At 56.1% G+C, this 25,103-nt stretch carries 26 protein-coding genes and 1 tRNA gene; 15 read left to right on the forward strand and 12 right to left on the reverse strand.

The annotated features are described in order from the left end of the window. Positions 1-107: 107 nt before the first annotated feature. Complete coding sequence (locus tag BM132_RS05980) at positions 108-524, reverse strand: VOC family protein (RefSeq protein ID WP_092454003.1); 417 nt, start codon at positions 522-524, stop codon at positions 108-110. 444 nt (positions 525-968) lie between these two features. Here BM132_RS05980 and BM132_RS05990 point away from each other — a divergent pair, with 444 nt between their 5' ends. Beyond that, positions 969-1,514, forward strand: coding sequence for a DUF4256 domain-containing protein (locus BM132_RS05990; RefSeq protein ID WP_092454005.1), 546 nt, complete (start codon positions 969-971; stop codon positions 1,512-1,514). A 189-nt stretch (positions 1,515-1,703) separates the two neighbouring features. Here BM132_RS05990 and BM132_RS05995 read toward each other — a convergent pair whose 3' ends face one another. Then, positions 1,704-2,108, reverse strand: coding sequence for a DUF488 domain-containing protein (locus tag BM132_RS05995; protein ID WP_092454007.1), 405 nt, complete (start codon positions 2,106-2,108; stop codon positions 1,704-1,706). Between the two features lie 233 nt (positions 2,109-2,341). On the opposite strand from BM132_RS05995, the gene BM132_RS06000 reads away from it, so the two are divergent. Further along, entirely contained in the window at positions 2,342-3,049 is a 708-nt protein-coding gene (locus BM132_RS06000) for a class I SAM-dependent methyltransferase (RefSeq protein WP_092454009.1), read from the forward strand. Between the two features lie 34 nt (positions 3,050-3,083). Here BM132_RS06000 and BM132_RS06005 read toward each other — a convergent pair whose 3' ends face one another. Genes BM132_RS06005 through BM132_RS06020 form a run of 4 tightly spaced genes read right to left on the reverse strand, consistent with a single transcriptional unit; the run spans position 3,084 to position 4,889 of the window. Next, positions 3,084-3,314, reverse strand: a complete 231-nt coding sequence (locus tag BM132_RS06005; protein WP_092454010.1) for a DUF7683 domain-containing protein — start codon at positions 3,312-3,314, stop codon at positions 3,084-3,086. Continuing rightward, positions 3,311-3,406, reverse strand: a complete 96-nt coding sequence (locus BM132_RS06010) for a colicin E3/pyocin S6 family cytotoxin (RefSeq protein WP_092454465.1) — start codon at positions 3,404-3,406, stop codon at positions 3,311-3,313. The genes BM132_RS06005 and BM132_RS06010 overlap by 4 nt, the downstream gene beginning before the upstream one ends. A gap of 24 nt (positions 3,407-3,430) precedes the next feature. Further along, on the reverse strand, positions 3,431-3,679 hold the full coding sequence (locus BM132_RS06015; RefSeq protein ID WP_092454012.1) for a pyocin S6 family toxin immunity protein: 249 nt from the start codon (positions 3,677-3,679) through the stop codon (positions 3,431-3,433). A gap of 16 nt (positions 3,680-3,695) precedes the next feature. Further along, entirely contained in the window at positions 3,696-4,889 is a 1,194-nt protein-coding gene (locus BM132_RS06020; RefSeq protein ID WP_092454014.1) for an S-type pyocin domain-containing protein, read from the reverse strand. Positions 4,890-5,381: 492 nt separating this feature from the next. Here BM132_RS06020 and BM132_RS06025 point away from each other — a divergent pair, with 492 nt between their 5' ends. From BM132_RS06025 to BM132_RS06035, 3 genes are all read left to right on the forward strand, one after another. Further along, entirely contained in the window at positions 5,382-5,741 is a 360-nt protein-coding gene (locus BM132_RS06025) for a DUF6124 family protein (protein WP_092454016.1), read from the forward strand. A gap of 235 nt (positions 5,742-5,976) precedes the next feature. Beyond that, positions 5,977-7,203, forward strand: a complete 1,227-nt coding sequence (locus BM132_RS06030; RefSeq protein WP_092454017.1) for a hypothetical protein — start codon at positions 5,977-5,979, stop codon at positions 7,201-7,203. A 995-nt stretch (positions 7,204-8,198) separates the two neighbouring features. Further along, entirely contained in the window at positions 8,199-9,281 is a 1,083-nt protein-coding gene (locus BM132_RS06035; protein ID WP_092454019.1) for a type I restriction endonuclease, read from the forward strand. A gap of 223 nt (positions 9,282-9,504) precedes the next feature. Here BM132_RS06035 and BM132_RS06040 read toward each other — a convergent pair whose 3' ends face one another. The 3 genes from BM132_RS06040 to BM132_RS06050 form a co-directional block, all read right to left on the reverse strand. Continuing rightward, entirely contained in the window at positions 9,505-11,355 is a 1,851-nt protein-coding gene (locus BM132_RS06040; protein ID WP_256244154.1) for a DUF7380 domain-containing protein, read from the reverse strand. A 171-nt stretch (positions 11,356-11,526) separates the two neighbouring features. Continuing rightward, a complete protein-coding gene (locus BM132_RS06045; protein WP_256244155.1) occupies positions 11,527-11,826 on the reverse strand; it encodes a hypothetical protein in 300 nt (99 codons plus the stop codon). Between the two features lie 669 nt (positions 11,827-12,495). Continuing rightward, positions 12,496-13,398 (reverse strand): LysR family transcriptional regulator, encoded by a 903-nt coding sequence (locus BM132_RS06050; RefSeq protein WP_092454021.1) that lies wholly within the window; start codon positions 13,396-13,398, stop codon positions 12,496-12,498. 139 nt (positions 13,399-13,537) lie between these two features. Here BM132_RS06050 and BM132_RS06055 point away from each other — a divergent pair, with 139 nt between their 5' ends. Then, positions 13,538-14,284, forward strand: a complete 747-nt coding sequence (locus BM132_RS06055; RefSeq protein ID WP_086946342.1) for an SDR family oxidoreductase — start codon at positions 13,538-13,540, stop codon at positions 14,282-14,284. A 227-nt stretch (positions 14,285-14,511) separates the two neighbouring features. Here the strand turns inward: BM132_RS06055 and BM132_RS06060 are convergent, their stop codons facing one another. Further along, positions 14,512-14,841 carry a hypothetical protein gene (locus BM132_RS06060; protein ID WP_092454023.1) on the reverse strand — a complete coding sequence of 110 codons (330 nt, stop codon included), beginning with the start codon at positions 14,839-14,841 and terminating at the stop codon, positions 14,512-14,514. A gap of 375 nt (positions 14,842-15,216) precedes the next feature. Next, positions 15,217-15,301: transfer RNA gene (locus BM132_RS06065), tRNA-Leu, on the reverse strand. Positions 15,302-15,409: 108 nt separating this feature from the next. Between BM132_RS06065 and queA the strand changes: the two genes are divergently transcribed. From queA to BM132_RS06095, 6 genes are all read left to right on the forward strand, one after another. Further along, positions 15,410-16,459, forward strand: coding sequence for a tRNA preQ1(34) S-adenosylmethionine ribosyltransferase-isomerase QueA (gene queA / locus BM132_RS06070; RefSeq protein ID WP_025211994.1), 1,050 nt, complete (start codon positions 15,410-15,412; stop codon positions 16,457-16,459). Between the two features lie 14 nt (positions 16,460-16,473). Continuing rightward, complete coding sequence (gene tgt / locus BM132_RS06075) at positions 16,474-17,589, forward strand: tRNA guanosine(34) transglycosylase Tgt (RefSeq protein WP_177218148.1); 1,116 nt, start codon at positions 16,474-16,476, stop codon at positions 17,587-17,589. Positions 17,590-17,632: 43 nt separating this feature from the next. Further along, positions 17,633-17,968 (forward strand): preprotein translocase subunit YajC, encoded by a 336-nt coding sequence (gene yajC / locus BM132_RS06080; protein ID WP_007982729.1) that lies wholly within the window; start codon positions 17,633-17,635, stop codon positions 17,966-17,968. A gap of 63 nt (positions 17,969-18,031) precedes the next feature. Then, entirely contained in the window at positions 18,032-19,900 is a 1,869-nt protein-coding gene (gene secD, locus BM132_RS06085) for a protein translocase subunit SecD (protein ID WP_092454027.1), read from the forward strand. Between the two features lie 9 nt (positions 19,901-19,909). Further along, positions 19,910-20,824, forward strand: a complete 915-nt coding sequence (secF, locus tag BM132_RS06090; protein ID WP_092454029.1) for a protein translocase subunit SecF — start codon at positions 19,910-19,912, stop codon at positions 20,822-20,824. Positions 20,825-20,940: 116 nt separating this feature from the next. Beyond that, positions 20,941-21,489: a glycine zipper 2TM domain-containing protein gene (locus tag BM132_RS06095; RefSeq protein WP_047227466.1), complete on the forward strand. Its 549-nt coding sequence runs from the start codon at positions 20,941-20,943 to the stop codon at positions 21,487-21,489. Positions 21,490-21,801: 312 nt separating this feature from the next. On the opposite strand, the gene suhB is transcribed toward BM132_RS06095, so the two are convergent. Next, the gene (suhB, locus tag BM132_RS06100; protein ID WP_003185165.1) at positions 21,802-22,620 is read right to left on the reverse strand and encodes a type III secretion system regulator SuhB; all 819 of its coding nucleotides are present in this window, start codon (positions 22,618-22,620) and stop codon (positions 21,802-21,804) included. A gap of 144 nt (positions 22,621-22,764) precedes the next feature. Here suhB and trmJ point away from each other — a divergent pair, with 144 nt between their 5' ends. From trmJ to iscR, 3 genes are all read left to right on the forward strand, one after another. Beyond that, entirely contained in the window at positions 22,765-23,535 is a 771-nt protein-coding gene (gene trmJ, locus BM132_RS06105) for a tRNA (cytosine(32)/uridine(32)-2'-O)-methyltransferase TrmJ (protein ID WP_047227467.1), read from the forward strand. A gap of 2 nt (positions 23,536-23,537) precedes the next feature. Then, positions 23,538-24,314, forward strand: coding sequence for a serine O-acetyltransferase (gene cysE / locus BM132_RS06110; protein WP_092454031.1), 777 nt, complete (start codon positions 23,538-23,540; stop codon positions 24,312-24,314). A gap of 266 nt (positions 24,315-24,580) precedes the next feature. Then, positions 24,581-25,072, forward strand: coding sequence for a Fe-S cluster assembly transcriptional regulator IscR (iscR, locus tag BM132_RS06115; RefSeq protein ID WP_003185160.1), 492 nt, complete (start codon positions 24,581-24,583; stop codon positions 25,070-25,072). Positions 25,073-25,103: the final 31 nt, after the last annotated feature.

A 25,103-nucleotide genomic window follows, 5' to 3' on the forward strand; every position in this document is an offset into this window, starting at 1 on the left:
GCGGTGTTCACAGATTCTATGCCAGCCACAGATCCCCCTGTGGGAGCGAGCCTGCTCGCGATGACGGCGGCACATTCAACATCACTGACCCAGGCAGACTGTGAAGCTCAAGGCTCCAGCGCCGGTCCCTTCAGCTCAATCTGATTACCATCCGGATCGAAGCAATAGATCGACCAACCTTTCCCCTGCGCGCCATAGCGCATCTGCGCTTTCTCAACACTCAGGCCGGCTGAGGCCAAATGAGCGAGGAGGGCTGGTTCATCAAACGGCTCGATACGCAGGCAGAGGTGATCGACGTTGTGCCCTTGCTTACCGGCAGCCGGCCCGCCCTGGCGGCCGAGGGGCCCGTCAACCGCAACCAGATCAATCATCGACACACCGGCGCTGAGGTGGAGCATCCCAAGGTCGTCCCGGCGCTTCTTGAGCTCGCAGCCGAGCACAGACGTATAGAAAGCGAGACTGCGCTCGAGGTCTTTTACCCGCAGGACGATGTGGTCGATGTGTTGGATCGTGAAGTTCCTCATACAGGCCTCCTATGTTCAGTAGTGGCAGGGCCAAGGGGTTACTTCACCATAGCGGATAACGCTTGAATATCGCCCCGCGAATGGGTCGCTGTCACCCATAACCTGACCTTCCTGAATGTCGGCCAGAAGGTCACGGGGGACCGTGAATCGCTGCGAACAGGTTTTTTGCACGCTATCAACGGCTCTGATAGCGTGCAAACAATATGATTCAACCAAGGCAGAAGACTTCCTTTTTCTGCACTGAGCGAATGGGCTTTTCCTCAACCCAGCCTTGCAAGAAAGTCGGTCACGTAGGCCAGCAGCAACTTCCCGGCACCGCGTAATCGCCACTCAGGGGTGAGGTAGAAAAAATGGATGTAGGCAGGGTTTCTGACTTCACGCTTCAATGGGTTGCTACGCTGGTACTGCCGAGATTTGGAACCGCTCACCCACGGACCCAAAACCATGAACAAACAAGACCACGAAAACCTCCTCCAAACCCTGAAAACCCGCTTCGACCAAAACCCCCAGCGCCACCCAAACATCCCCTGGGCCGACGTCCAAACCAGGCTCGAAGCCAACCCCAACGCCCTGAAATCCCTCCTGGCCATGGAAGCCACCGGCGGCGAACCCGACGTCATCGACCAGAACAAAGTGTCCGGTCTCATCACCTTCTGCGATTGCGCCAAAGAAAGCCCGACTGGCCGCCGAAGCCTCTGCTACGATCGCGCCGCCCTGGACGCACGTAAAGAGAACAAACCCAAAGGCAGTGCCCTGGAAATGGCCGAAGAAATGGGCATCGCCCTGCTGACGGAAGACCAGTACCGCGCCCTGCAAAAGCTCGGTGAGTTTGATGCCAAAACGTCCAGTTGGCTGGCCACACCTCCCGAACTTCGCGCACTCGGCGGGGCGCTGTTCGGTGATTACCGTTATGAGCGGGTGTTCATCTATCACAACGGCGTGCAGTCGTATTACGCGGCGAGGGGGTTTCGGGGTTTGCTTTGTGTTTGATGGTTTGCATGGATGACAGCGGCGACATTGCGATCCCCCTTGAACAACCGCCCATCCTCCACCCAGCCCCGCTGACCTAAATACGCCGCTGAACCCGTGGCGAGGGAGCTTGCTCCCGCTGGGCTGCGCAGCAGCCCCAAACCCTCCAGCACAATGCCCCCGGAAAATGCCGCCCAGCAGCAGCCCACATCAGTGGTCGGGGAATTCGGATAGATAGCAAACCGGCGAACTCCCTTGCGCCCGCTTCTCCACCTCATCCTCCAACCATTCAGCCAACACCACGGCATTGTTCTCGACCGTGGACTTGGCGGCATACACCAGGGTGAGATTGCCGCCCAGCGCCACATCCACCAACCGCCACCAACACTGCGGCCGCGCAGCCAACTCCTTGCGATAGGCCACCTTGAACTGCTCGAACGAAACCGCCCCAGCCTTGAACGCCTTGCGCAGCTCATGGGAAGGCGCAACCTCCGGCAGCCACTCAGCAATCGGGAGTTCGTCCTTGCGACAATTGCGCGGCCATAGACGGTCCACCAGAACCCGCACGCCATCCTCTGTGCTCGCTGCTTCGTAGGCTCGTTTGCAGTGGATCATAAGGGCATGCCTGTGGGAGAGGGGACAGCGTCAGAATAGGCCGAGGTCAGTGATCGGGTTGAGTCCCCCCTCGCAACCTGCTGAGATAATCCTAATATCAATGCTCGACTGGGGTCCTAGGAAGTGCTGATCCACAGCATCGTGGCTGCAAATGCGTGGGGCTTGACAGGTCTGGGATACTGAAAGCAGTACCGCGGTTAACGCGATGCGTCTATCACGACTCAAGGTGCCCTATGCGCAATGAAGAACTCAAGATAGTGTTCGACCAGCAAGCTGTCAGCTACGACAAGCAATGGGAAAGGATGGCGCCGATTCGCGCTGCCCTCTATTTGCTGCTCGAATCTCAGTTCGCCGGCCTGCCGGAAAATGCCCGGATACTCTGCGTCGGCGTTGGCACGGGGGCAGAACTTGCCCATCTGGCGGAGCGCTTTCCCGGCTGGCATTTCACTGCTGTCGACCCCTCGGGCGCGATGCTTGACGTCTGTCGTCAGAGAGCCGTTCAGAATGGCTTTCTCGCGCGCTGCCATTTTCACGAAGGCTACCTTGGCACGCTCGTCGCCGAGGCCAGCTACGACGCGGCTACCTGCTTGCTGGTATCCCAATTCTTGTTAGAAGAAGGCGCCCGCACCTCGTTCTTTCGCGAGATTGCCCGCCGCCTTAAACCACACGGAATATTGGCGAACGCCGACCTCGCCTCTGATACCGAATCGCCGGCCTACGAGGTGCTGTTACGCAGTTGGCTGACATTGATGTCCTCCGATGGTCTTCAGCCAGAAGTGCTGGAGCGAGCCCGTACTGCCTACGCCAGGAATGTTGCGATCCTGCCTGCGCAACAGGTCGCGGGGCTTATTGAAGCCGCCGGATTTGACGCCCCTGTGCAGTTCTTTCAGGCGGGATTGATGCACGGATGGTTCTGTACGCGGCAGGCCGATATTGAGTGAGCTAGACGCACTGTCGCCGAAATACTCCTTAGCCTTATTCAAGACAGACGATTTGAATGATGCGGTTGTCGCCATGAATCGTTGTATGCGTCCACTCTTCTATCGTTTTTATCTGCTGTGGTGACAGGTCGTAGACGAAGCAGAAATCTTCAGGTTTTGTCCAGCCCATAAGCGCGGCCAACGGGTCCATGTATGCGCTTGGGACTTCTACGGTCTGAATTAACTCTTCAGTGGTCATGTCGAAAATTTCAACCGTGGGCGTCATTTTTCTACTTTCCTTGTTGGATCGGCAGGTTTGGTTTGTTCGCCAGTTATCGGATCGAATTCGCCTAAATGCTCCCGTCGCTTGGGTGATATACCTGCTTTTGAGTGCTGGTTAGGTCAGTCCGCCCTTGTTCCAATAAAGTACTCCAGTCCTTCTGGGAATTCGATGTTCAGAAGTTTTGAAATTTCGTTGATTTGGCTTTTTGTAAGCTCCAGCTCGCCGGGTTCGATTTCTTCGAGAGGCTTTGCTTCGGTTAGTTGAGCTAATGCTTGCATTAAATTCACATCTTTAATGGATCTTTGAAATTGCAAGGTGTCGTCATTTTTTTCATCTGGATAGAAACCTGTTATTGATAAGTATCGCATCTGTCTACTCTTCTAATTATCTGGGGGTTTTTCTGCCAGGCTTAGCAGGTTTGGTCTGTTTGCCTGTTATATGATCGAACTCTCCAAGATGATTGCCTAGCTTGTCATATTTTTCTACCGCGGCGCTTTTTGAGTCCCATTCGTAAATTCTCCCTTTCTTATCCATCCAACGAACTCTGCGTTTTCCTCCTCCCTGAACAGAAGACTTGGATTTCACGACAGTGGCATCTGGAAATGCAGGCAATAAATCGGGCGCATCGTGATATTGATGGTCCCCGGGCAAACTCACCACAACATAAACCGGCCGAACCCCCGAGTCCGCCGGAAACACCAGAATGAAATCCCTGTACTCCGGCGGATAGATCGGGTCGACGATGATGCTGTCGGCCATCGGCGTCGGCGGATAGATCCAGATGTGAGGTGCCTGGGGCGCCGCTTCCAGGGCGGGGATGCCGAGGGTGTCGGACGGGTTGGTGGCCGGCGTCCAGATCAGTTCAATGCCATCCCCCAGGTCGGCGATGAACTGATCGGCTCGCGGGATGAACTGCACAACGTCGACCATTTCCCAGTCGCGGTTCTGGCCGGTGTAGAAGCCGTAGCCCTTGAGACTGCCGTCGGCCTGCTGCTCGATGCTCAAGCGCATGCGGCTGCGGGCCTGTTTGAGGTTGCGTAACTGGTCTTCGCTGTAGAGCGCGCTGTCACCCAAATTGGACGGCCAGAGCAGGGCGACGATGCCTGTCAGTAAGGCTGCGCCGACGGTGCCGCCCGCAGCGGCAGCCGTGGAAGTTGCCGAACCGCCCAGCGCGAGCCGGCCCAAGGTAACCGGAACCGTGCCAGCGCCGAACGGCTTGAGGGGGAGCGTGCCGGATGGGTCGGCGCTCCGACCGCCCAGCCACATGAGATCGCCGTACTGCTTGACCAGATCTGCCGGTACGTAGCCGTTGGCGTTGCTGTAATCGATGATGCCGTTGGGGAGCTTGCAGCTCTTGGCAAACACGCATCCGGGCACGGTGGGCAAAGGCTTGTTATCCACGGCGGCCCAGCGTTCTTGCTCATAGGCCGCCTGCCGGGCAAGCATGCCTTCGTACGCCTGCTGCCGGGTTTCGCGCTCGGCCAGTTCGCTGGCGGTCATGTCCCGATAAGTGACGTGATGCCCGTCACCGCTGGGCGGGTTGCGGACCTGGGGGATGTCCTTTTTGCGTGTCGCCACGTAGTGAGTCTCGTCCGGAAAAATGCAGGACAGACGCTAACGCGGGAAGGGAGGGACGCGATGTAGGAGGTTTCTTGAAGTGGTTGTTCCGGTTTCCTCAATACCGGTAGGGCTGGCTATTTGAGGCTCGGAACAAACTGAAGCGTCAGATCGGGATGTCAGACATTGGGCGTCCGCAACTCGCCAGCCGACCTCGCCTTGCGCCTTTGCCTACAACTACGCCAGAATCCGCCGGCTTGTTCGCCTTGGGTTGCGTCGGTAGTTTGGGACCTGTCACTGCTCATCAGTGATCGGGTTTAGTCGCCCAGGGTGAAACAGGTTGTGCAAGGCGTCATCCAGTCGGGATTCCCATCCTGCACTCGATGGTGGCTGTGCGCAGGGCGTCCTCGGACGCGCCGGTTTCTTGTTTCCCCGGTCGACTAACCTGCGTACAGCTGCCTCCCATCGTTTAGTCGCGAGCGGGTGATGGCTCCAATTACAGGAAGCAAGACGATGGCAAAAGTTACACCAAATCCCCCAGCGGCAGACGAACCCACCTCCCGCGCCCAGTCCGCCCGCAACAAGAAAATCGACGACGCTGCCACGCGAGCGTTGGATTTTTATCTGAAGCCCAAACCTAAGAACGAAACGTCTGACAAGTCCGACTCCATTTTACGGATTGATCCGGGGGTGGATTCTGAGTGTTTGCTTGCGAATCTCAGTGAGAATCTGGCTTCGGCGAATGCCATGATCAATGATTTGGCGTTTGATCTGGAGGGGTCGCGGCGGCGTGTTGCGTTGGGGATTTTGCAGGTGATTGAGGTGAGTGAATTGTTGGCGAATCGGGCTTTGGATATTGTTGAGGTGAGGTAGGCAGCAATATTACGTGTTACCTAGATTGGAAAAGGTCTTGCCTAGCAAGACCTTTTTATGAGCCGGAGGGAGACTCGCTTCCGCCATATTTTACAAGGGTTTCAGGCGAGTTTGGAAGTTAGGGATACACCTGGGGATACATAACGCATAGTGCTTCGTCTGTACTCGACGTTGCTTGTGAATTAAATCACGATTAGCTTCGATGGCAATTTGATCATACTGCAGGGGCGCACTGATGAATCGTAGGGAAGTGAGAGATTATCTTTTTTGTGATGGGGATGCATCGAACTCCATGACAGCCCAAATCAACGGCGCTTGTGCTGAAGCAAGCAAGCTGCCTGAACGCCGTTTACTTGAGACTGATCCTGACGCGCTGGTTACTTACTTCGTGGAAAAGTACGGCGTTGAAATACCCACTCTGCTTCGCGATGAAATCGTGGCGTCTCAGCATGAGCGTCAAGTCGAGATCTACGATCATTGGGATAAGCAGATCAGGCTGGTGCCCGGTGAAGCCTACGATTTTGAAGTCCCTTTCGTGGGGGAGGCGGATATTTTTAAACTGCGTCCCAATTCATTCGACATGTCACCTCCGAGGGCTTTGGTTCGCAAGCAGCACCTAGCCTTTACCATCTCAGATCGTTCACTAACGCCGGAAGCGGTAAAGGCTGAGCTAGATTCGACCCTAGCTTCGATTGAAAAATATTTAGAATCACATCGCCGTCAGTGGGCAGGCTTCCACGAGCAATTGGCAAATGCGCTGAGAGCTGAGATCGATGCACGCCGCAGCAAGCTCCTTGCACAAAAGGAAAATGCCTCGAAGCTTTCTGGCATGGGGATTCGCCTAAAAGAAAAGGAAGGAGATGCTCGTAGCTACATTCCACCGACCGTGAAACAAAGGGTAATCCCCCAATTACCTCCGATGACTCCCGCCGTTGCACCTGAGCCAACACTGGATTTGAAGCAATACGAAACGATCCTTGGCCTTGTGCGAGGTGCTGGTAGAAGTATCGAGCAAAGCTCATCGCGTACGCGAAAGCTAGATGAAGAATCGCTCAGAGATCTTTTCTTGGTTCCCCTGAATGCCCACTTCGGAACTGCCACAGGAGAGGCATTCAACTATCAAGGTAAGACCGACGTGCTCATACGTCATGGCGAGGGCAACCTCTTTGTAGCTGAGTTCAAGATCTGGGGTGGAGACAAGCGTTTCCTGGCCACGATTGATCAGCTACTGAGCTACCTCTCTTGGCGTGACACTAAGACAGCGATTGTGATGTTCAATCGGAATTCCAGCTTCACAGCGGTAATTCAGAAGATGCGAGTGTTGATAAAGAGCCATCCTCGCTACGTGAGCGGCCCTGTAAACTTGGATGAAACGAGTGACCGTTATGTGTTTTCTCTGCCGCAAGATAATGAGAGAAGGGTGATCATCTCGCTATTGGCATTCGATCTCGGTACCGATTGAGACTGGAGTTTTTTGTTCGGAAAGCCGCCGGGGACCCTGAGGCAATGCTCGCGGTACGGGGTCGGAAACCCGCGGGATCTTGGTAGCGACAGAGATTGCAGCTTACTGAAATTTCAACGTTGAAATTGAAAGGATCCTGACGAAAAAAGGGGATCGTTACCGCAACGGTAAAGGTGAGCCATTGTGTAGTTGATAGAGAACGGTTGAACCCGGTCAACCTTGGGGATGCTATCAACCACGTCAACCTGTCAACCGACGTAGAAAACTCAGTCGCTAACAAGATGCTGCGGGTTCTTTGCCCCATACCCACCGAATTGCCCAGGGACCCCGCGAGCTACCAAGCGATAGGGCAAATGCACAGGTGAACCACCAGTTCACCAGGTTCACCTGTTCACTAAGCTGTGCACTTTTTCGCTAACACGATCACGCGGGTTTCCGACCCCGTGTCTTAAAGAAACCTCAGGGTCCCCGGCAAAATTTGGAACTGCTCCTGACGTTCGCTGGTGGCATTGATGCTTCCGGGGAGCGGGGGAATACGCATCCTTCTGAAAAGCAGTGTTACGAACGTTACTGGTGTAACGGTTGTCGATAACTAACTGTATTTATTGGATATTACCGGCGTAACACTGTGTATGAGCATGAGTTTCTACGAGTGTTACTAAGCCAACTGGTGTAACGCTTCCGAGCGTCTGAAGTAGACCCATAAAACAGGAAAGAAGCTCTAGTCGAACTCTCGCCTGCCCATCAGCAACGATTGGCAGTTAGGTATGAACACTTTGCTAGGCGCCAGCAAGCTATCAGCGATTAGGCCAAAAAGAGTCGTTCGAATGCGTTGAGATCAGAGGCGTTTTTGAGCTCGATAGCACCTGCGCAAATGTCATTTCCCTGTCCAAGCATCCAGCGTGGATGGAATGCCAGTAGCAGGAGTGGATTTAGCCATAGTAGCGTTGCGCCTCTACGACCCCGATCGGGTGAACGTGTAACGGAGCAGTGAAATGGATTTTGTAGAACGCTTGAACGCAATGTCAGCGAAGGTCAATCAGCTAGCGTCGACTATACAAACGGAGGAAGCAACGAAAACTGCTTTCGTCATGCCGTTCATTCATACCGTGCTGGGCTATGATGTATTCGACCCTTCCGAAGTCGTTCCAGAATACGTCTGCGATGTGGGCACGAAAAAAGGAGAAAAGATTGATTACGCGATTTTGAAAGATGGCCAAATCCAGATATTGATCGAAACAAAAAAAGTCGGCGAGCCGCTCAATATCAACCATGCGAGCCAACTTTTCCGATACTTTCATGTCACCACTGCACGAATTTCCATTCTTACAAATGGCAGATTTTATCGGTTCTACACCGATCTTGATGCACCAAACAAAATGGATGAAAAGCCGTTCCTAGAGATCGACCTGCTTAATATTGATGAGCACGTAATCCCTGAACTTCAAAAGCTTACGAAGTCCGCTTTCGACGTTGATTCGATCATCAATGCCGCAGGCGAACTGAAGTACGTGGGAAACATAAAAAAGGAAATGGCTTCGCAGTTCACCCAACCTGATGATGATTTCGTTCGCTTCTTCGCATCGCGAGTCTACGAAGGGGTCATAACCCAGAAAGTTCGAGATCAGTTTACTCTGCTCACAAGGAAAGCCGCTGCCCAGTTTCTCAGTGACCAAATCAACGACAGGTTGAAGTCGGCGATGAGCAAAGCCACATTTCCCACGCCCGCTGAATCGGTCGTCGCTGAAAATCAGGCTGAAGCCCAAGAAGAGCCTGAAGATCGTATTCTGACTACGATGGAGGAGCTGGAAGGTTTTCATATAATCAAAGCGATTGTCCGGACCGTCATAGATGCAAAGCGCATAGCCAGCAGAGACACCCAGAGCTACTTCGGTATACTTCTAGACGACAACAACCGCAAACCTATCGCGAGACTCCACTTCAATCGTAGCCAAAAATATCTTGGGATTTTTGACAAAGACAAAGTCGAGACGCGTCACCCTATCAACTCACTCGACGAGATCTATGAGTTTTCAGCCTCGCTAAAAGAGACGATATCTTTTTACCAAGAAGCCTGAGTAAGGACTTCCCAGTCCTTTGGCTACAAGCCCAGGGACTGGGATTTTCGCTAATCTCCGGCCAATAGCTGGTATTGGTGACTGCCAGCTTTCGGCCATAAGCTGCCTCTCATGTGGAATCTTTGCTTCGGGACCGATTCACGTTGCGTTAGCTACATGGATTTTGACTCCTAATTAAAGCGAATTCGCAGTTAGGTGTTGCGAATTCGCTTACTCGTAGTCGTCAATGTGCGAGTTCCCGGATCGCCGGAGCTACTTGGGAATTCCAACGACTCAGCAGTGGAAGGCAGGTTATGTGGTACATCAACCAGCAGGCATAAACGCATAAAGGGTTGTAGCAATCGCTTGATGATAGTTTTCCATGTGCCATTTCATGTCTTAGCATGGCACCTCCTTTTAGGTTGAAAAGCAGGTGCAGCATGTAAGTGATATCGATGCCCAACCTGTTTTCCAGAGCTTTCCTTTGGTTGGAGTACAACTGGCTCAGGGACTGGTCTTCCTGTGTCAAGTCAATGTTAAGCTTTGCTGTATTCGATCCGTCATTCTCTAAAATGAAACGCAACGAGTTTTCAAGTTGTGGAATGAGTAAATGCGCGGCTGAAATCATGTCGCCTTGAATCAGACGAGCAAATCCTAGCGCGAATACAAACTCGTGGCCATATGGAACAAATGCACTCTGCGAAACTACAGGCATTAAATGGCGCTCGTCTATCTGTTGGTGTCGACACATAGCCCGGCATGCCGCCCTTATATTTCCTTCTGAGGCCACATGGCTGTGAAATCTAACATCCACTAAACTCTCGTGGTCGAACCACGTCTCTGGTGGCGGCAAACCCATGGGAGCTGACGGTGAATTGGCAATAATCTTTCCTTGGGCATCTGCGAAAGTTTTGCCTGCCATTGACGAAAAGAAATTACGGTCTCTTCTGGATAGGCAACTAGTGTGCAATGCTGTTTTTTGCGGAATTTTATCTATTAGAGCAAGCCGAAATAACATCTCGTGGACTTCGATGTTCTCAAATTTCTCCCGAGTCAGCTGCCTTATGTCTGAGAGATCAAGTGGCATGCTGAATTCAGCTAGATCATCGAGGGATTTTTCTTCGAGAATTTGTAGCTCAGCTTTCAGCTTCACAATCTCTTCTGTCATCCCTTTGATGGAACGATATTCGCCAATCGCTAATTTAGTCCAATACGCTTTTGCTGATGATTGGCTAACACCGTCTCTCATTCGTAAGGTTTGATCGACTGCTGAAACCTTACATCTCTTCGCAGACTCTTTGTCATCAAGTTTATTGTAAGCCTGGGCTGCTAGCCCCCAGATTTTCTTCACGGCATCGGCATGTTGTTTAGTGTTGTTTGCTTTTGCTAGAGACTCAGCCTCGCTTGCTATAACGTCCCAACCAATCAGGTGGTAATTTTCTGAAACAAGTGAAAGGTCATAAAACGCGATTAGATTGTTGTTCTCTATTGCTATTTCGCGTGCCAGGGACAGTGTGTCCTTTGCGATTAAAGGTATTCCCTTCCTTTTGCCTATTGAAGCATATATAGAAAATGCTCTTTCAATCAGTCGGGTAATTTTAGTTGGTACTTTAAAGTCAGACACATATTCATGGAGCAATTTTTTGTCAAAAAATCCTTGTACTGCCATCAAATAAGACTCAGCGGCCAGCATAGCCACCTCGTGCAGCCGTCTGTTCATATACCAGCAGCTGTCCGCAATCCTAGCTCGTAGTAAGGGGTGGTCAACTTTTTCAACGATCTTTACAAGGATCTCTTGTTGCTCACCTACGAAATCACTAGGGATTAGGGTTCGCTGTCTATCCATAATCTGCTGGGGTGTGAACGTATCCGGTCTATCAGGGTTAAAGTGATAGCTGCAAATTACTGCCAGAACATTGTAAGCCCTAACTGCCGCCTTATCCCCGCATGCCTCTGCAGCTTGGGAGGCATTTAGGAAAGTACGCTCAAGCGTATGAAAGTGTAGAGAGTTGCTCAACGTCAGGATGGTAGACGGGCCGATATGCGCGAAGTCATCCAGAGTCGCGATATCCATCAACGACTGTTTTGCTTCCATTTCTCTTTCTAACACGTCCTCGGCCCTCTTGGATTTGGTGGGCTCAGCTTATCTCATATCACGATGACGGCCAGGGTCTGGCGCATGCCGGGCCAGGAGAAGAGTGGGTAGTGCCAGTCGGTAATGACAAACATTAGCGATAAGTAGCAAGTCTTCGTCTAACCAGTTCGGTCAGCCCAGTGAGGTTGGCAGGCTGGGGCAAGAGCGTAAGGGGAATAGAAAGCTGCGCGAATTGCAGATGAACCACGGATTTAACCAGTAATTATGGGATTCCGCTTCCAGCGCCAAGTCCAGGCAGTGGCTTACTTTGACCTGAATCCCTGCCACATCCCCCCGCCGCACCAACAACCCAAAAACCTCCCGATCACAACCGCCCATCAACGGATCATCCCGCAGGATCGGTCTGTGACCCTCGGTCTCATAAGCCAGCTTCAGCGAGTAAAGAGCGACCGTTTCCAGCAGCAATTCCATGGGGTGAAGTCCTTTGTCAGCGGGTGAGGAGGGGCGGTGGATCAACTGGGCGTCGCAAGGCGGAGCATCGGTGGGGGGGCTGTGGCATTTTTGTGAGCGCTTTGCGCTCAAGCGGGAGCAAGCTCCCTCGCCACGGGTTCTTCCTTGCTCCCAGGTTCTTCCTTACCACTGGCTCTTCCTCAGCATGAGGTTCGGTATTCTGGGGCCGCTTCGCGGCCCAGCGGGGATAAATCCCCTCGCCACAAAGGGGAGCGGTGATTTATCCCCCCCACCACAAAAGCGGGTGGGGGATTGGTTGGGATCTGCGTTAGCCGCGAAAAACCACTTTCCTGGAGGCGAAAAAAAAGACCTTGAATTTCAAGGTCTTTTTTTAAGATGGTGCCCGAGGGAGACTCGAGTAATAGCATAGCCGTATGATTTAAATACTTTTTTTCTACATAAACTTCCACGTTGTACTGCGAAGTGTACACCTTGCCTGCTTTTAATAAGGACTGGTGTGGATGAAAGTTTGATCGGATATCTCCATCCAATTTCCGACGAGCTGTCAATAATGTTTTCACGAAACTGGTTAAGGATAGACTCCCTGGTCTGCCGAAAATGCCGAACCGGCACCTGGCGAATTTTCATGATTAGTCGGGCGTCATGAGCACCCCAAGCTGACTACTGCAATTACGACGGTCTAGGCTGATCCTTAAATGCAGAATTTTTTGCGAACACCTCGGCGATGAAATCCATGAATACAATGGCCCTTTTGGGGAGAAGCCGGTCGGCGACGTAAATGACTTGCACGGGGACAGGCGGAGCTGCGTAGTCCCTAAGCAACACCTGCAGATTGCCATTTTTCAGCCCTTCCTCGTAAAGCCATTCGGGGCCCTGTGCGATCCCCAGTCCGTCGTTTACACACTCTCGTATGGCCTCAGGTGAGTTGACCCGAAGCCTGCCAGAAACGGGAACATCGATATCCCGAAAGCGCCATGCGGTGCCTGTCGACAGCAGGGTGTAGATCAGGCAATCGTGCGTTCTCAGATCATTGGGCGTCGTGGGGATTCCGCGTTTGGCCAGGTATCCCTTGCTGGCAACGCATACACGCTCGAACCAGCCTAGCGGCCGCGCACGCATTGCGCTGTCTTCCAGATGTCCGATGCGGATCGCCAGTTCAGCCCCTTCGTCGACCAGATTCACATAGCGATCATTGATCTGCAGGTCGAGCGTCAACTCTGGATAGCGCTCCAGAAATGTGGATACATGCGGCACCACGAATGCATGGGCTAGCGCGGTCGGGCAGGCGACTCGCAACAATCCGGACGGGGCGACGTTCTCCCTGAAGGACGACTCCGATTCTTCCACGGCATCGAGAATGCGCCGGGTATCTGCGTAATAGCGTTCTCCTTCGGGGGTGAGGGCAAGCTTTCGTGTGGATCGGTGAAGCAGCCTGGTTTGCAAATGATCTTCCAGCGCCGCCACATAGCGGCTGACGTTAGGCTGCCCCAGCCCGAGGTCACGCCCCGCAGCCGAGAAGCTTCCTGTCTCAACAGCGCGAACAAAGCAGGTCATCAGCAGTAGTCGATCCATCTAGGCCTCTCATTCATGCAATACAAGCATGAAATGTATTCGAATAGGCCATCTTATCAATGCACAGGTATGAATACATAGTTTCCCTCTGGCAGGTCAGTACATCGACTGACCGTGAAAAACCCAAAAGGAAACTTACATGTCCCGATTGCAAGGCAAACGTACTCTCATCACCGGCGGCACCAGCGGCATTGGCCTGGAAACGGCTAAGCAGTTCCTCGCCGAAGGCGCTCGCGTGATCGTTACCGGAGTCAATCCGGAGTCCATCGCAAAGGCTCAGGCGGAACTGGGCAGCGAAGTATTGGTACTGCGTGCTGACTCAGCCAGCATCGATGCGCAGAAGGAACTGGCGCAGGCCGTTCAGACTCACTATGGCCAACTCGATGTTGCCTTTCTCAATGCAGGCGTATCCGTTTGGCTGCCGATCGAAGAGTGGACGGAGGAAATGTTCGATCGCTCCTTCGACATCAACGTTAAGGGGCCGTACTTTCTGATCCAGGCATTGCTACCAGTCTTCGCGAACCCTGCGTCGGTGGTTCTCAATACCTCGGTTAGCGCACACCTCGGCGCCGCGCGTTCATCAGTTTATGGCGCGACCAAGGCCGCGTTCCTGAACATGTCGAAGACGCTTTCTAGCGAACTGCTCCCGCGTGGCATTCGCGTCAATGCAGTCAGCCCTGGTCCGATTGATACGCCGCTTTACGACAAGCTCGGTATTCCCGATGCCTATCGCGAACAGCTCAACCAGGATATCGCAGCGACCATTCCGTTCGGCCGGTTTGGTACGCCCGAGGAAGTGGCCAAGGCCGTGCTGTACCTGGCGTCAGACGAGTCCCGCTGGACGGTTGGCTCGGAACTCATCGTCGACGGTGGCCGCTCGCTTTAGCTACCAACGATACGCGAAGGAACGTCTCCTGCGCTTTTACGGAAAAGTGATCGAATAGAACGGACTCGCCTTCATTGCCGTCTGTCGAGTGGCTGATTGGCGCCGTGCGCTGGCCAGCCGTTTCAGCATTCAGGCGGCAGTTGAAGGGACTACCCCATCCGGTTCCGCAAGCACTTGCAGGACGCAATAGCACTCTTGGCTACTGCATCGGAAACGAGCGCTGCGGTTTATAGGATGTCTTTCACGTAAGCGTTAAGCGCGATGAGTGGAGCATGAAGGTCCTCCATTCTCTGCGCCGCGCTGAAATTCGCAGTCAGACGATGCAGCTCCCGCCCCAGCACCGTATCCACCCCACCAACCGCCCCCAACGCCAAATCCAGGCACCGGCCTATCTCACTCTGAATCCCTGCCACATCCCCGCGCCGTATCAACAACCCAAAAACCTCCCGATCACAACCGCCCATCAACGGATCATCCCGCAGAATTGGGCTGTGGCCTTCTGTCTCATAAGCCAGCTTGAGGGAGTAAAGAGCGACCGTTTCCAGCAGCAATTCCATGGGGTGAAGTCCTTTGTCAGCGGGTGAGGAGGGGCGGTGGGTCAACTTGGCGTTGCAAGGCGGAGCATCGGTGGGGGCAGTGGCATTTTTGTGAGCGCTTTGCGCTCAAGCGGGAGCAAGCTCCCTCGCCACGGGTTATTCCTTGCTCCCAGGTTCTTCCTTACCACTGGCTCCTCCTCACCATAAGGTTGGGTATTCTGGGGCCGCTTCGCGGCCCAGCGGGGATGAATCCCCTCGCCACAAAGGGGAGCGGTGATTTATCCCCCCCCACCACAAAAGCGGGTGGGGGATTGGTTGGGATCTACGTTAGCCGCGAAAAACCACTTTCCTACAGACGAAAAAAAAGACCTTGAATTTCAAGGTCTTTTTTTAAGATGGTGCCCCGAGGGAGACTCGAACTCCCACTCCTTTCGAAAACGGATTTTGAATCCGCCGCGTCTACCAATTCCGCCATCAGGGCTCAATGGCGGCGAAGTATAGAGAGGTGCCTACCGTTGGTCAATCACGTTTCATGGTGAATTTTTGATAATTCCGCTAGACTTTCCGGCCCTGCTAGACGAACCCCATCATGCGTGTTGCTGACTTTACTTTCGAACTCCCTGATTCGCTGATCGCTCGCCACCCTCTGGCCGAGCGTCGCGCCAGTCGACTGTTGACCCTGGACGGGGTCAGCGGAGCCATGGCTCACCGTCAATTCACTGATTTGCTTGAGCATTTGCGCCCGGGCGATTTGATGGTGTTCAACAATACCCGGGTCATTCCCGCACGGTTGTTTGGCCAGAAAGCCTCCGGCGGCAAGCTGGAGATTCTGGTGGAGCGGGTGCTGGACAGTCATCGGGTGCTGGCCCATGTGCGCTCGAGCAAGTCGCCCAAGCCAGGTTCGTCGATTTTGATCGACGGCGGCGGCGAGGCTGTGATGGTGGCGCGGCATGATGCGTTGTTCGAGCTTGAGTTTGCCGAAGAGGTGTTGCCGCTGCTCGACCGTGTCGGGCACATGCCGTTGCCTCCTTATATAGACCGTCCGGACGAAGGTTCGGACCGCGAGCGTTATCAGACTGTGTACGCCGAGCGCCTGGGGGCGGTGGCGGCGCCGACGGCGGGGCTGCATTTTGATCAGCCGTTGCTGGAGGCGATTGCCGCCAAGGGTGTGGAGACGGCGTTTGTGACGCTGCACGTCGGCGCTGGCACGTTCCAGCCGGTGCGAGTGGAGCGTATCGAAGACCATCACATGCACAACGAATGGCTGGAGGTCAGTCAGGAAGTGGTCGATGCCGTGGCGGCTTGCCGCGCCCGCGGTGGGCGGGTGGTGGCGGTGGGGACCACCAGTGTGCGGTCTCTGGAAAGCGCTGCGCGCGATGGCGTGCTCAAGCCGTTCAGTGGCGACACCGATATTTTTATCTACCCGGGCCGGCCGTTCCACGTGGTCGATGCCCTGGTCACCAACTTTCATTTGCCCGAATCCACGCTGTTGATGCTGGTTTCGGCGTTCGCCGGTTATCCCGAAGCCATGGCCGCCTACAAGGCCGCCGTCGAGCATGGATACCGCTTTTTCAGCTACGGTGATGCGATGTTCATCACCCGTAACCCCGCGCCACGCGGACCCGAGGAAACAGTATGAGTCGCACCTGTCGCATGTCCTTCGAGTTGCTTGCTACCGATGGCAAGGCTCGTCGCGGTCGTCTGACCTTCCCCCGCGGTACGGTGGAAACCCCCGCGTTCATGCCGGTGGGTACTTACGGCACGGTCAAGGGCATGCTGCCGCGGGATATCGTCGCCACGGGCGCGGAGATTATCCTGGGCAACACTTTCCACCTATGGCTGCGCCCGGGCATGGAAGTGATCAAGGCCCACGGTGACTTGCACGATTTCATGCAGTGGAACGGCCCGATTCTGACTGACTCCGGCGGCTTCCAGGTGTTCAGCCTGGGCGCGATGCGCAAGATCAAGGAGGAGGGCGTGACCTTCGCGTCTCCGGTGGATGGCGCCAAGGTGTTCATGGGGCCGGAAGAGTCGATGCAGGTCCAGCGTGACCTGGGCTCGGACATCGTGATGATCTTCGACGAATGTACGCCGTACCCGGCCGATGAAGACGTGGCGCGGGTGTCCATGGAGTTGTCGTTGCGTTGGGCCCAGCGTTCCAAGAACGCCCATGGCGAGAACACGGCGGCGCTGTTCGGCATCGTTCAGGGCGGCATGCATCAGGATCTGCGCATGCGCTCGCTCGAAGGCCTGGACAAGATCGGCTTCGACGGCCTGGCCATCGGCGGTCTGTCGGTGGGCGAGCCCAAGCATGAAATGATCAAGGTGCTCGATTACCTGCCGGGTCAGATGCCCGCTGACAAACCTCGTTACCTTATGGGCGTTGGCAAACCGGAAGATCTGGTTGAGGGTGTGCGCCGCGGGGTGGACATGTTCGATTGCGTGATGCCAACCCGTAATGCCCGCAATGGGCATCTGTTCATTGATACGGGCGTGCTGAAGATCCGTAACGCGTTTCATCGCCATGATAATTCGCCGCTGGATCCGACCTGCGATTGCTACACCTGCCAGAACTTCTCCCGTGCTTATCTGCACCATTTGGACAAGTGCGGCGAAATGCTGGGTAGCATGTTGAATACCATCCATAATTTGCGCCATTACCAGGTGCTTATGGCTGGTTTGCGCGAGGCTATTCAACAGGGTACATTGGCCGCCTTTGTCGATGCCTTCTATGCCAAGCGCGGGTTGCCTGTTCCGCCCTTGGACTGAGTTTTCCGATCCTAAGATTCAATACTTGCAACTGGAGTGCTAAATGAGCTTTTTTATCTCTAATGCCATGGCTGACGCGGCGGCACCTGCTGCCGGCCCTATGGGTGGCGGTTTCGAGTGGATTTTCCTGGTGGGCTTTCTGGTCATCTTCTACCTGATGATCTGGCGTCCACAGGCCAAGCGCGCCAAAGAGCAGAAGAACCTGCTCAGCAGCCTGCAAAAGGGCGATGAAGTGGTCACCACCGGCGGCATCGCTGGCAAGATCACCAAAGTGGCCGACGACTTCGTGGTACTGGAAGTGTCCGACACTGTTGAAATGAAGTTCCAGAAAGGCGCCATCGCGGCCACGCTGCCAAAAGGCACGCTGAAAGCGATCTAAGTAACAACTTCTATTCAATCGACGGGGCGCGCAAGGCGCCCCGCGTCATAAGCGGGCGGCGTGATGCTGAACAAATACCCTCTGTGGAAATATTTACTGATCCTGGCGGTGCTGGCGGTCGGTCTGATTTATTCCGCTCCCAATCTTTATCCTGATGACCCGGCCATTCAGGTCAGTGGCGCAAGCACTGCCTTGCAGGTCACTCAGGCCGATCTGGACCGTGCGAGCACAGCGCTCAAGGCGTCCGGCATCGACGTGAAGGCCGCGACCGTTGCCGAAGGCGGCAAGGGCGGTTTGTTGCGTCTGCTCAAGGCTGAAGACCAGCTGCCGGCCAAGGACGTGGTGCGCAAGGCCCTCGGTGACGACTATGTCGTGGCCCTGAACCTGGCCCAGACCACCCCGCAATGGCTGCGCAACCTCGGCGCGCATCCGATGAAGCTGGGTCTGGACTTGTCCGGTGGTGTGCACTTCCTGCTGGAAGTGGATATGGACAAAGCGCTGGATGCACGCTTGAAAGTCTACGAAGGCGACGTCAAGAGCCTGCTGCGCAAAGAGCGCCTGCGCTATCGCAGCCTGCCGCAGGTCGACGGTGCCATTCAGCTGGGTTTCACTGATGAAGATGTCCGCGAGAAGGCCCGTGCGCTGATCCGCAAGAACTTCAACGATTTCGACATTGTTCCGGCCGACCTCAATGGTCAACCGGTGCTGCGTCTGGCGATGACCCCGGCCAAGCTGGCGGAAATCCGCGAATACTCCATCAAGCAGAACTTGACCACGGTGCGTAACCGCGTCAACGAGCTGGGTGTGGCCGAGCCGATCGTCCAGCGCCAGGGCGCCAACCGCATCGTGGTTGAGCTGCCGGGCGTGCAAGACACCGCCGAAGCCAAGCGTATCCTCGGCAAGACCGCCAACCTGGAATTCCGTCTCGCGGCCGAGCCGGGTGCTTCCCGCGCCACCACCGAGAGCTTCGAGTTCCGTGAAGGCGGTCGTCCGGCGGCGCAGATCGAGCGTGGCCTGATCATCACCGGTGACCAGGTCACCGACGCCCAGGCGGGCTTCGACGAGCAGGGTCGCCCACAGGTGAACATTCGCCTGGACGGCCACGGCGGCGAACTGATGAGCCGCGCCACGCGCAGCAACGTCGGTCGCAGCATGGCGGTGATCTTCATCGAGCAGAAGCCGACGACGACTTACACCAAGCAAGTGGTCAACGGCGTCGAAAAAGACGTACCCGTCCAGACGTTCAAGGAAGAGAAAAAGATCATCAGCCTGGCGACCATCCAGTCGCCGCTGGGCAGTCAGTTCCGCATCACCGGCCTCAACGGCCAGGGTGAATCCTCGGAACTGGCCCTGCTGCTGCGTGCCGGTGGTCTGGCTGCGCCGATGTACTTCGCCGAAGAGCGCACCATCGGCCCGAGCCTGGGTGCCGACAACATTGCCAAGGGTGTCGATGCATCGCTGTGGGGCATGCTGTTTGTCTCGCTGTTCATCATCGCCATCTACCGCTTCTTCGGTGTGATCGCCACGGTGGCGCTGGCGGTGAACATGGTGCTGCTGCTGGCGCTGATGTCGCTGCTGGGGGCTACGCTGACCCTGCCGGGTATCGCCGGTATCGTGTTGACCATGGGCATGGCGGTGGACGCCAACGTGCTGATCTTCTCGCGGATTCGTGAAGAAATCGCCGCGGGCATGTCGGTCCAGCGGGCAATCAACGAAGGCTTCGGCCGGGCATTTACCGCGATTATCGATGCCAACCTGACGACGTTGCTGGTGGGCGGGATTCTCTTCGCCATGGGCACCGGCCCGGTCAAGGGCTTCGCGGTCACCATGTCCCTCGGGATCTTTACCTCGATGTTCACAGCCATTCTGGTGACCCGTGCAATGGTCAACCTGATTTATGGTGGCCGTGACTTCAAGAAGTTGTGGATTTAAGGGGCTGCCATGTTACGTACAATCAACTTCATGGGCGTTCGCAACGTTGCGTTCGGCGTCACTGTATTGCTGACCTTGCTGGCGTTGTTCAGCTGGTTCAGCAAGGGCCTGAACTACGGCCTGGATTTCACCGGCGGTACGCTGATCGAGCTGACCTACGAGCGTCCGGCAGATGTCGGCAAGGTGCGCGAGCAACTGCTGGCCTCGGGTTACACCGACGCTGTGGTGCAGAGCTTTGGCGCCACCACCGACCTGCTGGTGCGCATGCCGGGTGAAGACCCGCAGCTGGGTCAGCAAGTGGCCGAGGCCTTGCAGAAGGCCGGTGGCGACAACCCGGCGCAGGTCAAGCGTGTCGAGTATGTCGGCCCGCAAGTGGGTGAAGAGCTGCGCGACCAGGGCGGCCTCGGCATGCTGATGGCGCTGGGCGGCATCCTGCTCTACCTGGCCTTCCGCTTTCAGTGGAAGTTCGCGGTGGGCGCGATTGTTTCGCTGATCCACGACGTGATCGTGACCGTGGGCATCCTGTCGTTCTTCCAGGTCACCTTCGATTTGACGGTGTTGGCGGCGGTACTGGCGATCATCGGTTACTCGCTCAACGACACCATCGTGGTGTTCGACCGGGTGCGGGAAAACTTCCGTGTGCTGCGCAAGGCGACGCTGATCGAGAACATCAACATCTCGACCACCCAGACCCTGCTGCGGACCATGGCGACGTCGATCTCCACGTTGCTGGCGATCGGCGCGCTGCTGATTTTCGGTGGTGACAACCTGTTTGGCTTCTCCATTGCGCTGTTCATTGGTGTATTGGCGGGTACTTACTCGTCGATCTACATCGCCAACGTGGTGCTGATCTGGCTGAACCTGAGCACCGAGGATCTGATTCCTCCGGTGGCCACTGACACGGAAGTGGACGACCGCCCGTAGGGTTTGGTCTCCGCCCGTCACAGCCCGAAAGGCGCGAGTTGAACTCGCGCCTTTTTTTGTGCTCCAAGGCTGGGAGAAGCGCGGATAAATCCGCATGTGATGGTCAGGAGGTTCAAGTGAACAAATCGATGCTGGTTGGTGCGGTATTGGGTGCTGTCGGTGTGACTGCCGGTGGTGCGGTAGCCACCTACAGCTTGGTCAAAAGCGGCCCTGAGTATGCGCAAGTATTGGCCGTGGACCCGGTTAAGACACAAATCAAGACCCCCCGTGAAGTGTGCAAGGACGTCACCGTGACCCGGCAGAAGCCGGTCCAGGATCAACATCAGATCGCGGGTACCGTATTGGGCGCCGTGGCCGGTGGCCTGTTGGGTAACCAGATTGGCGGCGGCACCGGCAAGAAAATCGCCACCGTGGCGGGTGCGGCCGGCGGCGGTTATGCCGGTAACAAGATTCAGGAAGGCATGCAGGAGCGCGACACCTACACCACCACCCAAACTCGCTGCAACACGGTCAACGACATCAGCGACAAGGTTGTAGGTTACGACGTTCGCTACATGCTCGATGGCAAGGAAGGCAAAGTCCGCATGGACCGCGACCCGGGCAACCAGATCCCAGTGAACAAGGAAGGCCAACTGATCCTGGGGCAGAACGAACCGGCTCAGTGATCCGGCTGTTATGAAGAAGCACCCTTCGGGGTGCTTTTTTACGCCCGTATTTCGGACATCCCTCCATCCTTGTGGGAGCGGGCTTGCCCGCGAAAGCGGTGGTTCAGCTTGCCTCGATGTTCTTGGATGTAATCCATTATGGCGAGGGAGCTTGCTCCGCTCGGTTGCGCAGCGACCGCAAAATCTTAGGGCTGCTGCGCAACCCAGCGGGAGCAAGCTCCCTCGCCACGTAGTGTTCACAGCTGAGCTGAGTGGTTAAGCACGGGCATAAAAAAAGCACCCCGAAAGGTGCTTTTTCTGTAGCCGAGCTGCTTAGCGCTTCAACGAAGCCGGCAGGTGTGGCTGGATGGCGGTGAGCACAGCCTTGAAGCATTTGGTGTTGCCAGCAACGATGTGGCCTTTTTCAAGGAAGTCGTGGCCGCCGGTGAAGTCGCTCACCAAACCGCCGGCTTCCTGGATCAGCAGGGCGCCTGCGGCCATGTCCCATTCGGACAGGCCCGACTCCCAGAAGGCATCGAAACGGCCGGCGGCGACATACGCCAGGTCCAGGCTCGCGGCGCCAGCGCGGCGGATGCCGGCGGTCTGGCCGACCAGGGCGCGGAACATGCCCAGGTAGTTGTCCAGGTTGTCCATCTGGTCATCGCGGAACGGGAAACCGGTACCCAGCAGGGCGCCGTCCAGGCTGGTGCGACCGCTGACGCGCAGGCGACGACCGTTCAGTTGGGCGCCACGGCCACGGCTGGCGGTGAATTCTTCCTGGCGAACCGGGTCCAGCACGACGGCGTGTTCCAGGCGACCACGGTATTTGCAGGCGATGCTGACAGCGAAATGAGGGATGCCGCGCAGGAAGTTGGTGGTGCCGTCCAAAGGATCGATGATCCACAGGTACTCTTCACCTTCGATGCCGGTGCCGGCGTGCATGCCGGTCTCTTCACCCAGGATCGAGTGGTTCGGATAAGCCTTGCGCAGCGCGTCGACGATTTTCTGTTCGGCGGCGCGATCAACCTCGGACACGTAGTCCTTGGCGTCTTTTTCATCGACCTTGATGGTATCCAGGCGCTCGATGGAGCGGAAGATCAGTTCACTGGCGCTGCGGGCGGCGCGCAGCGCGATATTCAGCATGGGCTGCATGGATGTGTCACCTAAGGTTGTTAAAGAAAGCCGCGCATTCTATCAGAAAGTTTTCCCAGGAGAAGGTTGGTGTTCGCTTTCATAGCTTAACGGTAGGTGCTTAGGTAAGATTTGCTCCCTTTATCGTGTTCGAGAGCGCCTCCCTTGTTGCAGAACATTCGTGTCGTCCTGGTCAATACCAGCCATCCGGGAAATATCGGCGGGGCTGCGCGGGCCATGAAGAACATGGGCCTGTCGCGGCTGGTGCTGGTCGAGCCACGCTCGTTTCCCCATCACGAAGCCGACGCCCGGGCTTCCGGTGCTGGTGACATCCTGGCAGCCGCCCAAGTGGTCGCCACCCTGGAAGATGCCCTGGTGGGCTGCAACCTGGTGCTCGGCACCAGCGCCCGCGATCGCCGCATCCCCTGGCCGCTGCTCGACCCCCGCGAATGCGGAACGAAGGTGGTCGAGGAAGCCGGGCAGGGCGCTGAGATCGCCCTCGTATTTGGCCGTGAAGATTCCGGCCTGACCAACGAAGAGCTGCAGCGATGTCACTTTCACGTGCATATCCCTTCCGACCCACAGTTCAGTTCCCTGAACCTCGGGGCGGCGGTGCAGGTATTGAGTTATGAAGTGCGCATGGCCTGGTTGGCAGCCGAAGGCAAACCCAGCAAGGTCGAAAAATTCGAGGCCACGTCGCCGCGCAGTGAGACACTGGCGACCATGGACGAGCTGGAGCGGCTCTATGAGCACCTGGAGCAGACCCTGGTGGATATCGAGTTTCTTGACCCGGACAAGCCCCGGCACTTGATGGCGCGCCTGCGTCGGTTGTACGGACGAAGCTCGGTCAGCCGGGCGGAGATGAATATATTGCGCGGCATCCTCACGGAAACCCAGAAAGCGGCCCGTGGCGAGCTGATTAAGCGGAAGGAATAAAGATGTTCGATCGTTTGCGTGAAGATATCCAAAGCGTTTTCCATCGTGACCCGGCGGCGCGCAATGCCTTTGAAGTGCTGACCTGCTACCCGGGCATGCACGCCATCTGGATCCATCGCCTCTCCGGTGCCTTATGGAACATGGGTTGGAAGTGGCTGGCGCGGGTTGTCTCCAACTTCGGACGCTGGCTGACCGGGATCGAGATCCACCCGGGCGCCAAGGTCGGTCGCCGGTTCTTCATCGACCACGGCATGGGCATTGTCATTGGTGAAACCGCCGAGATCGGCGATGACGTGACGCTGTATCAGGGCGTGACCCTCGGCGGCACCAGTTGGAACAAGGGCAAGCGCCACCCGACGCTGGAAGACGGCGTAGTGGTCGGTGCCGGCGCCAAGGTGCTCGGGCCGTTCACGGTGGGGGCGGGGGCGAAAGTCGGCTCCAATGCGGTGGTGACCAAGGCTGTGCCGGCCGGTGCGACCGTGGTGGGTATCCCGGGGCGAATCATCGTCAAGTCCGATGAAGAGCAGGACGCCCGCCGCAAGGCCATGGCCGAGAAGATCGGCTTCGATGCCTACGGTGTCGGCGAAGACATGCCCGACCCGGTCGCTCGCGCCATCAACCAGTTGCTCGATCACCTGCAGGCCGTCGACGGGCGTCTGGAGGGGATGTGCGGCGCCCTGAAGGACCTGGGCAGTAATTACTGCGCCAAGGACCTGCCTGAACTGCGCGAGGAAGATTTTGCGTGTGTGAAGGATAAGGATCAAAGCCAGGCCAGTTGAGACCCTGCTGGCCTCATCGCGAGCAGGCTCGCTCCCACATAGGATTTGCGGTGTACGCATATTGGGTAGCCACCAAAGGCCCCTGTGGGAGCGAGCCTGCTCGCGATGAACGATAACGCGGTATCACTGGTCGCCACTGGCCAGCCTTTGCTATGATGCGCGCGCTCTTTTGCGGGTAAACCTGAGTAAAGCACTAGGTCTTATAGTTGACTTAAATACTCGGGAATTGCATACTCGCCCCATTCCGAACTCCGTGGTAATTGTCCATGCGACTGACTACAAAAGGCCGATACGCCGTGACCGCGATGCTGGATCTGGCATTGCATGCGCAGCACGGGCCGGTGTCCCTGGCCGATATCTCCGAGCGCCAGGGCATTTCCCTGTCTTACCTTGAGCAGCTGTTCGCCAAGCTGCGCCGCAGCAACCTGGTTTCCAGTGTGCGTGGCCCCGGTGGTGGCTATCAGCTGTCACGCGACATGCAGGGCATCCAGGTCGCCCAGGTGATCGACGCGGTGAACGAATCGGTCGATGCGACCAAATGCCAGGGCCTTGGCGACTGCCATGGCGGCGATACTTGCCTGACCCATCACTTGTGGTGTGACCTGAGCCTGCAGATTCACGAATTTCTAAGCGGTATCAGCTTGGCTGACCTTGTAACTCGCCGTGAGGTGCAAGAAGTAGCCCAGCGTCAGGACCAGCGCCGTTGCAACAGCAAGGCGCCGCACCTGGACAAGATTGAAGCGTCCGCCGTCGAATGACCGCCGCAGAGCACGCGGAACGCCAGCCAGC

The sequence above is a fragment of the Pseudomonas sp. NFACC45 genome, from assembly GCF_900113505.1.
Classification (GTDB): domain Bacteria; phylum Pseudomonadota; class Gammaproteobacteria; order Pseudomonadales; family Pseudomonadaceae; genus Aquipseudomonas; species Aquipseudomonas tehranensis.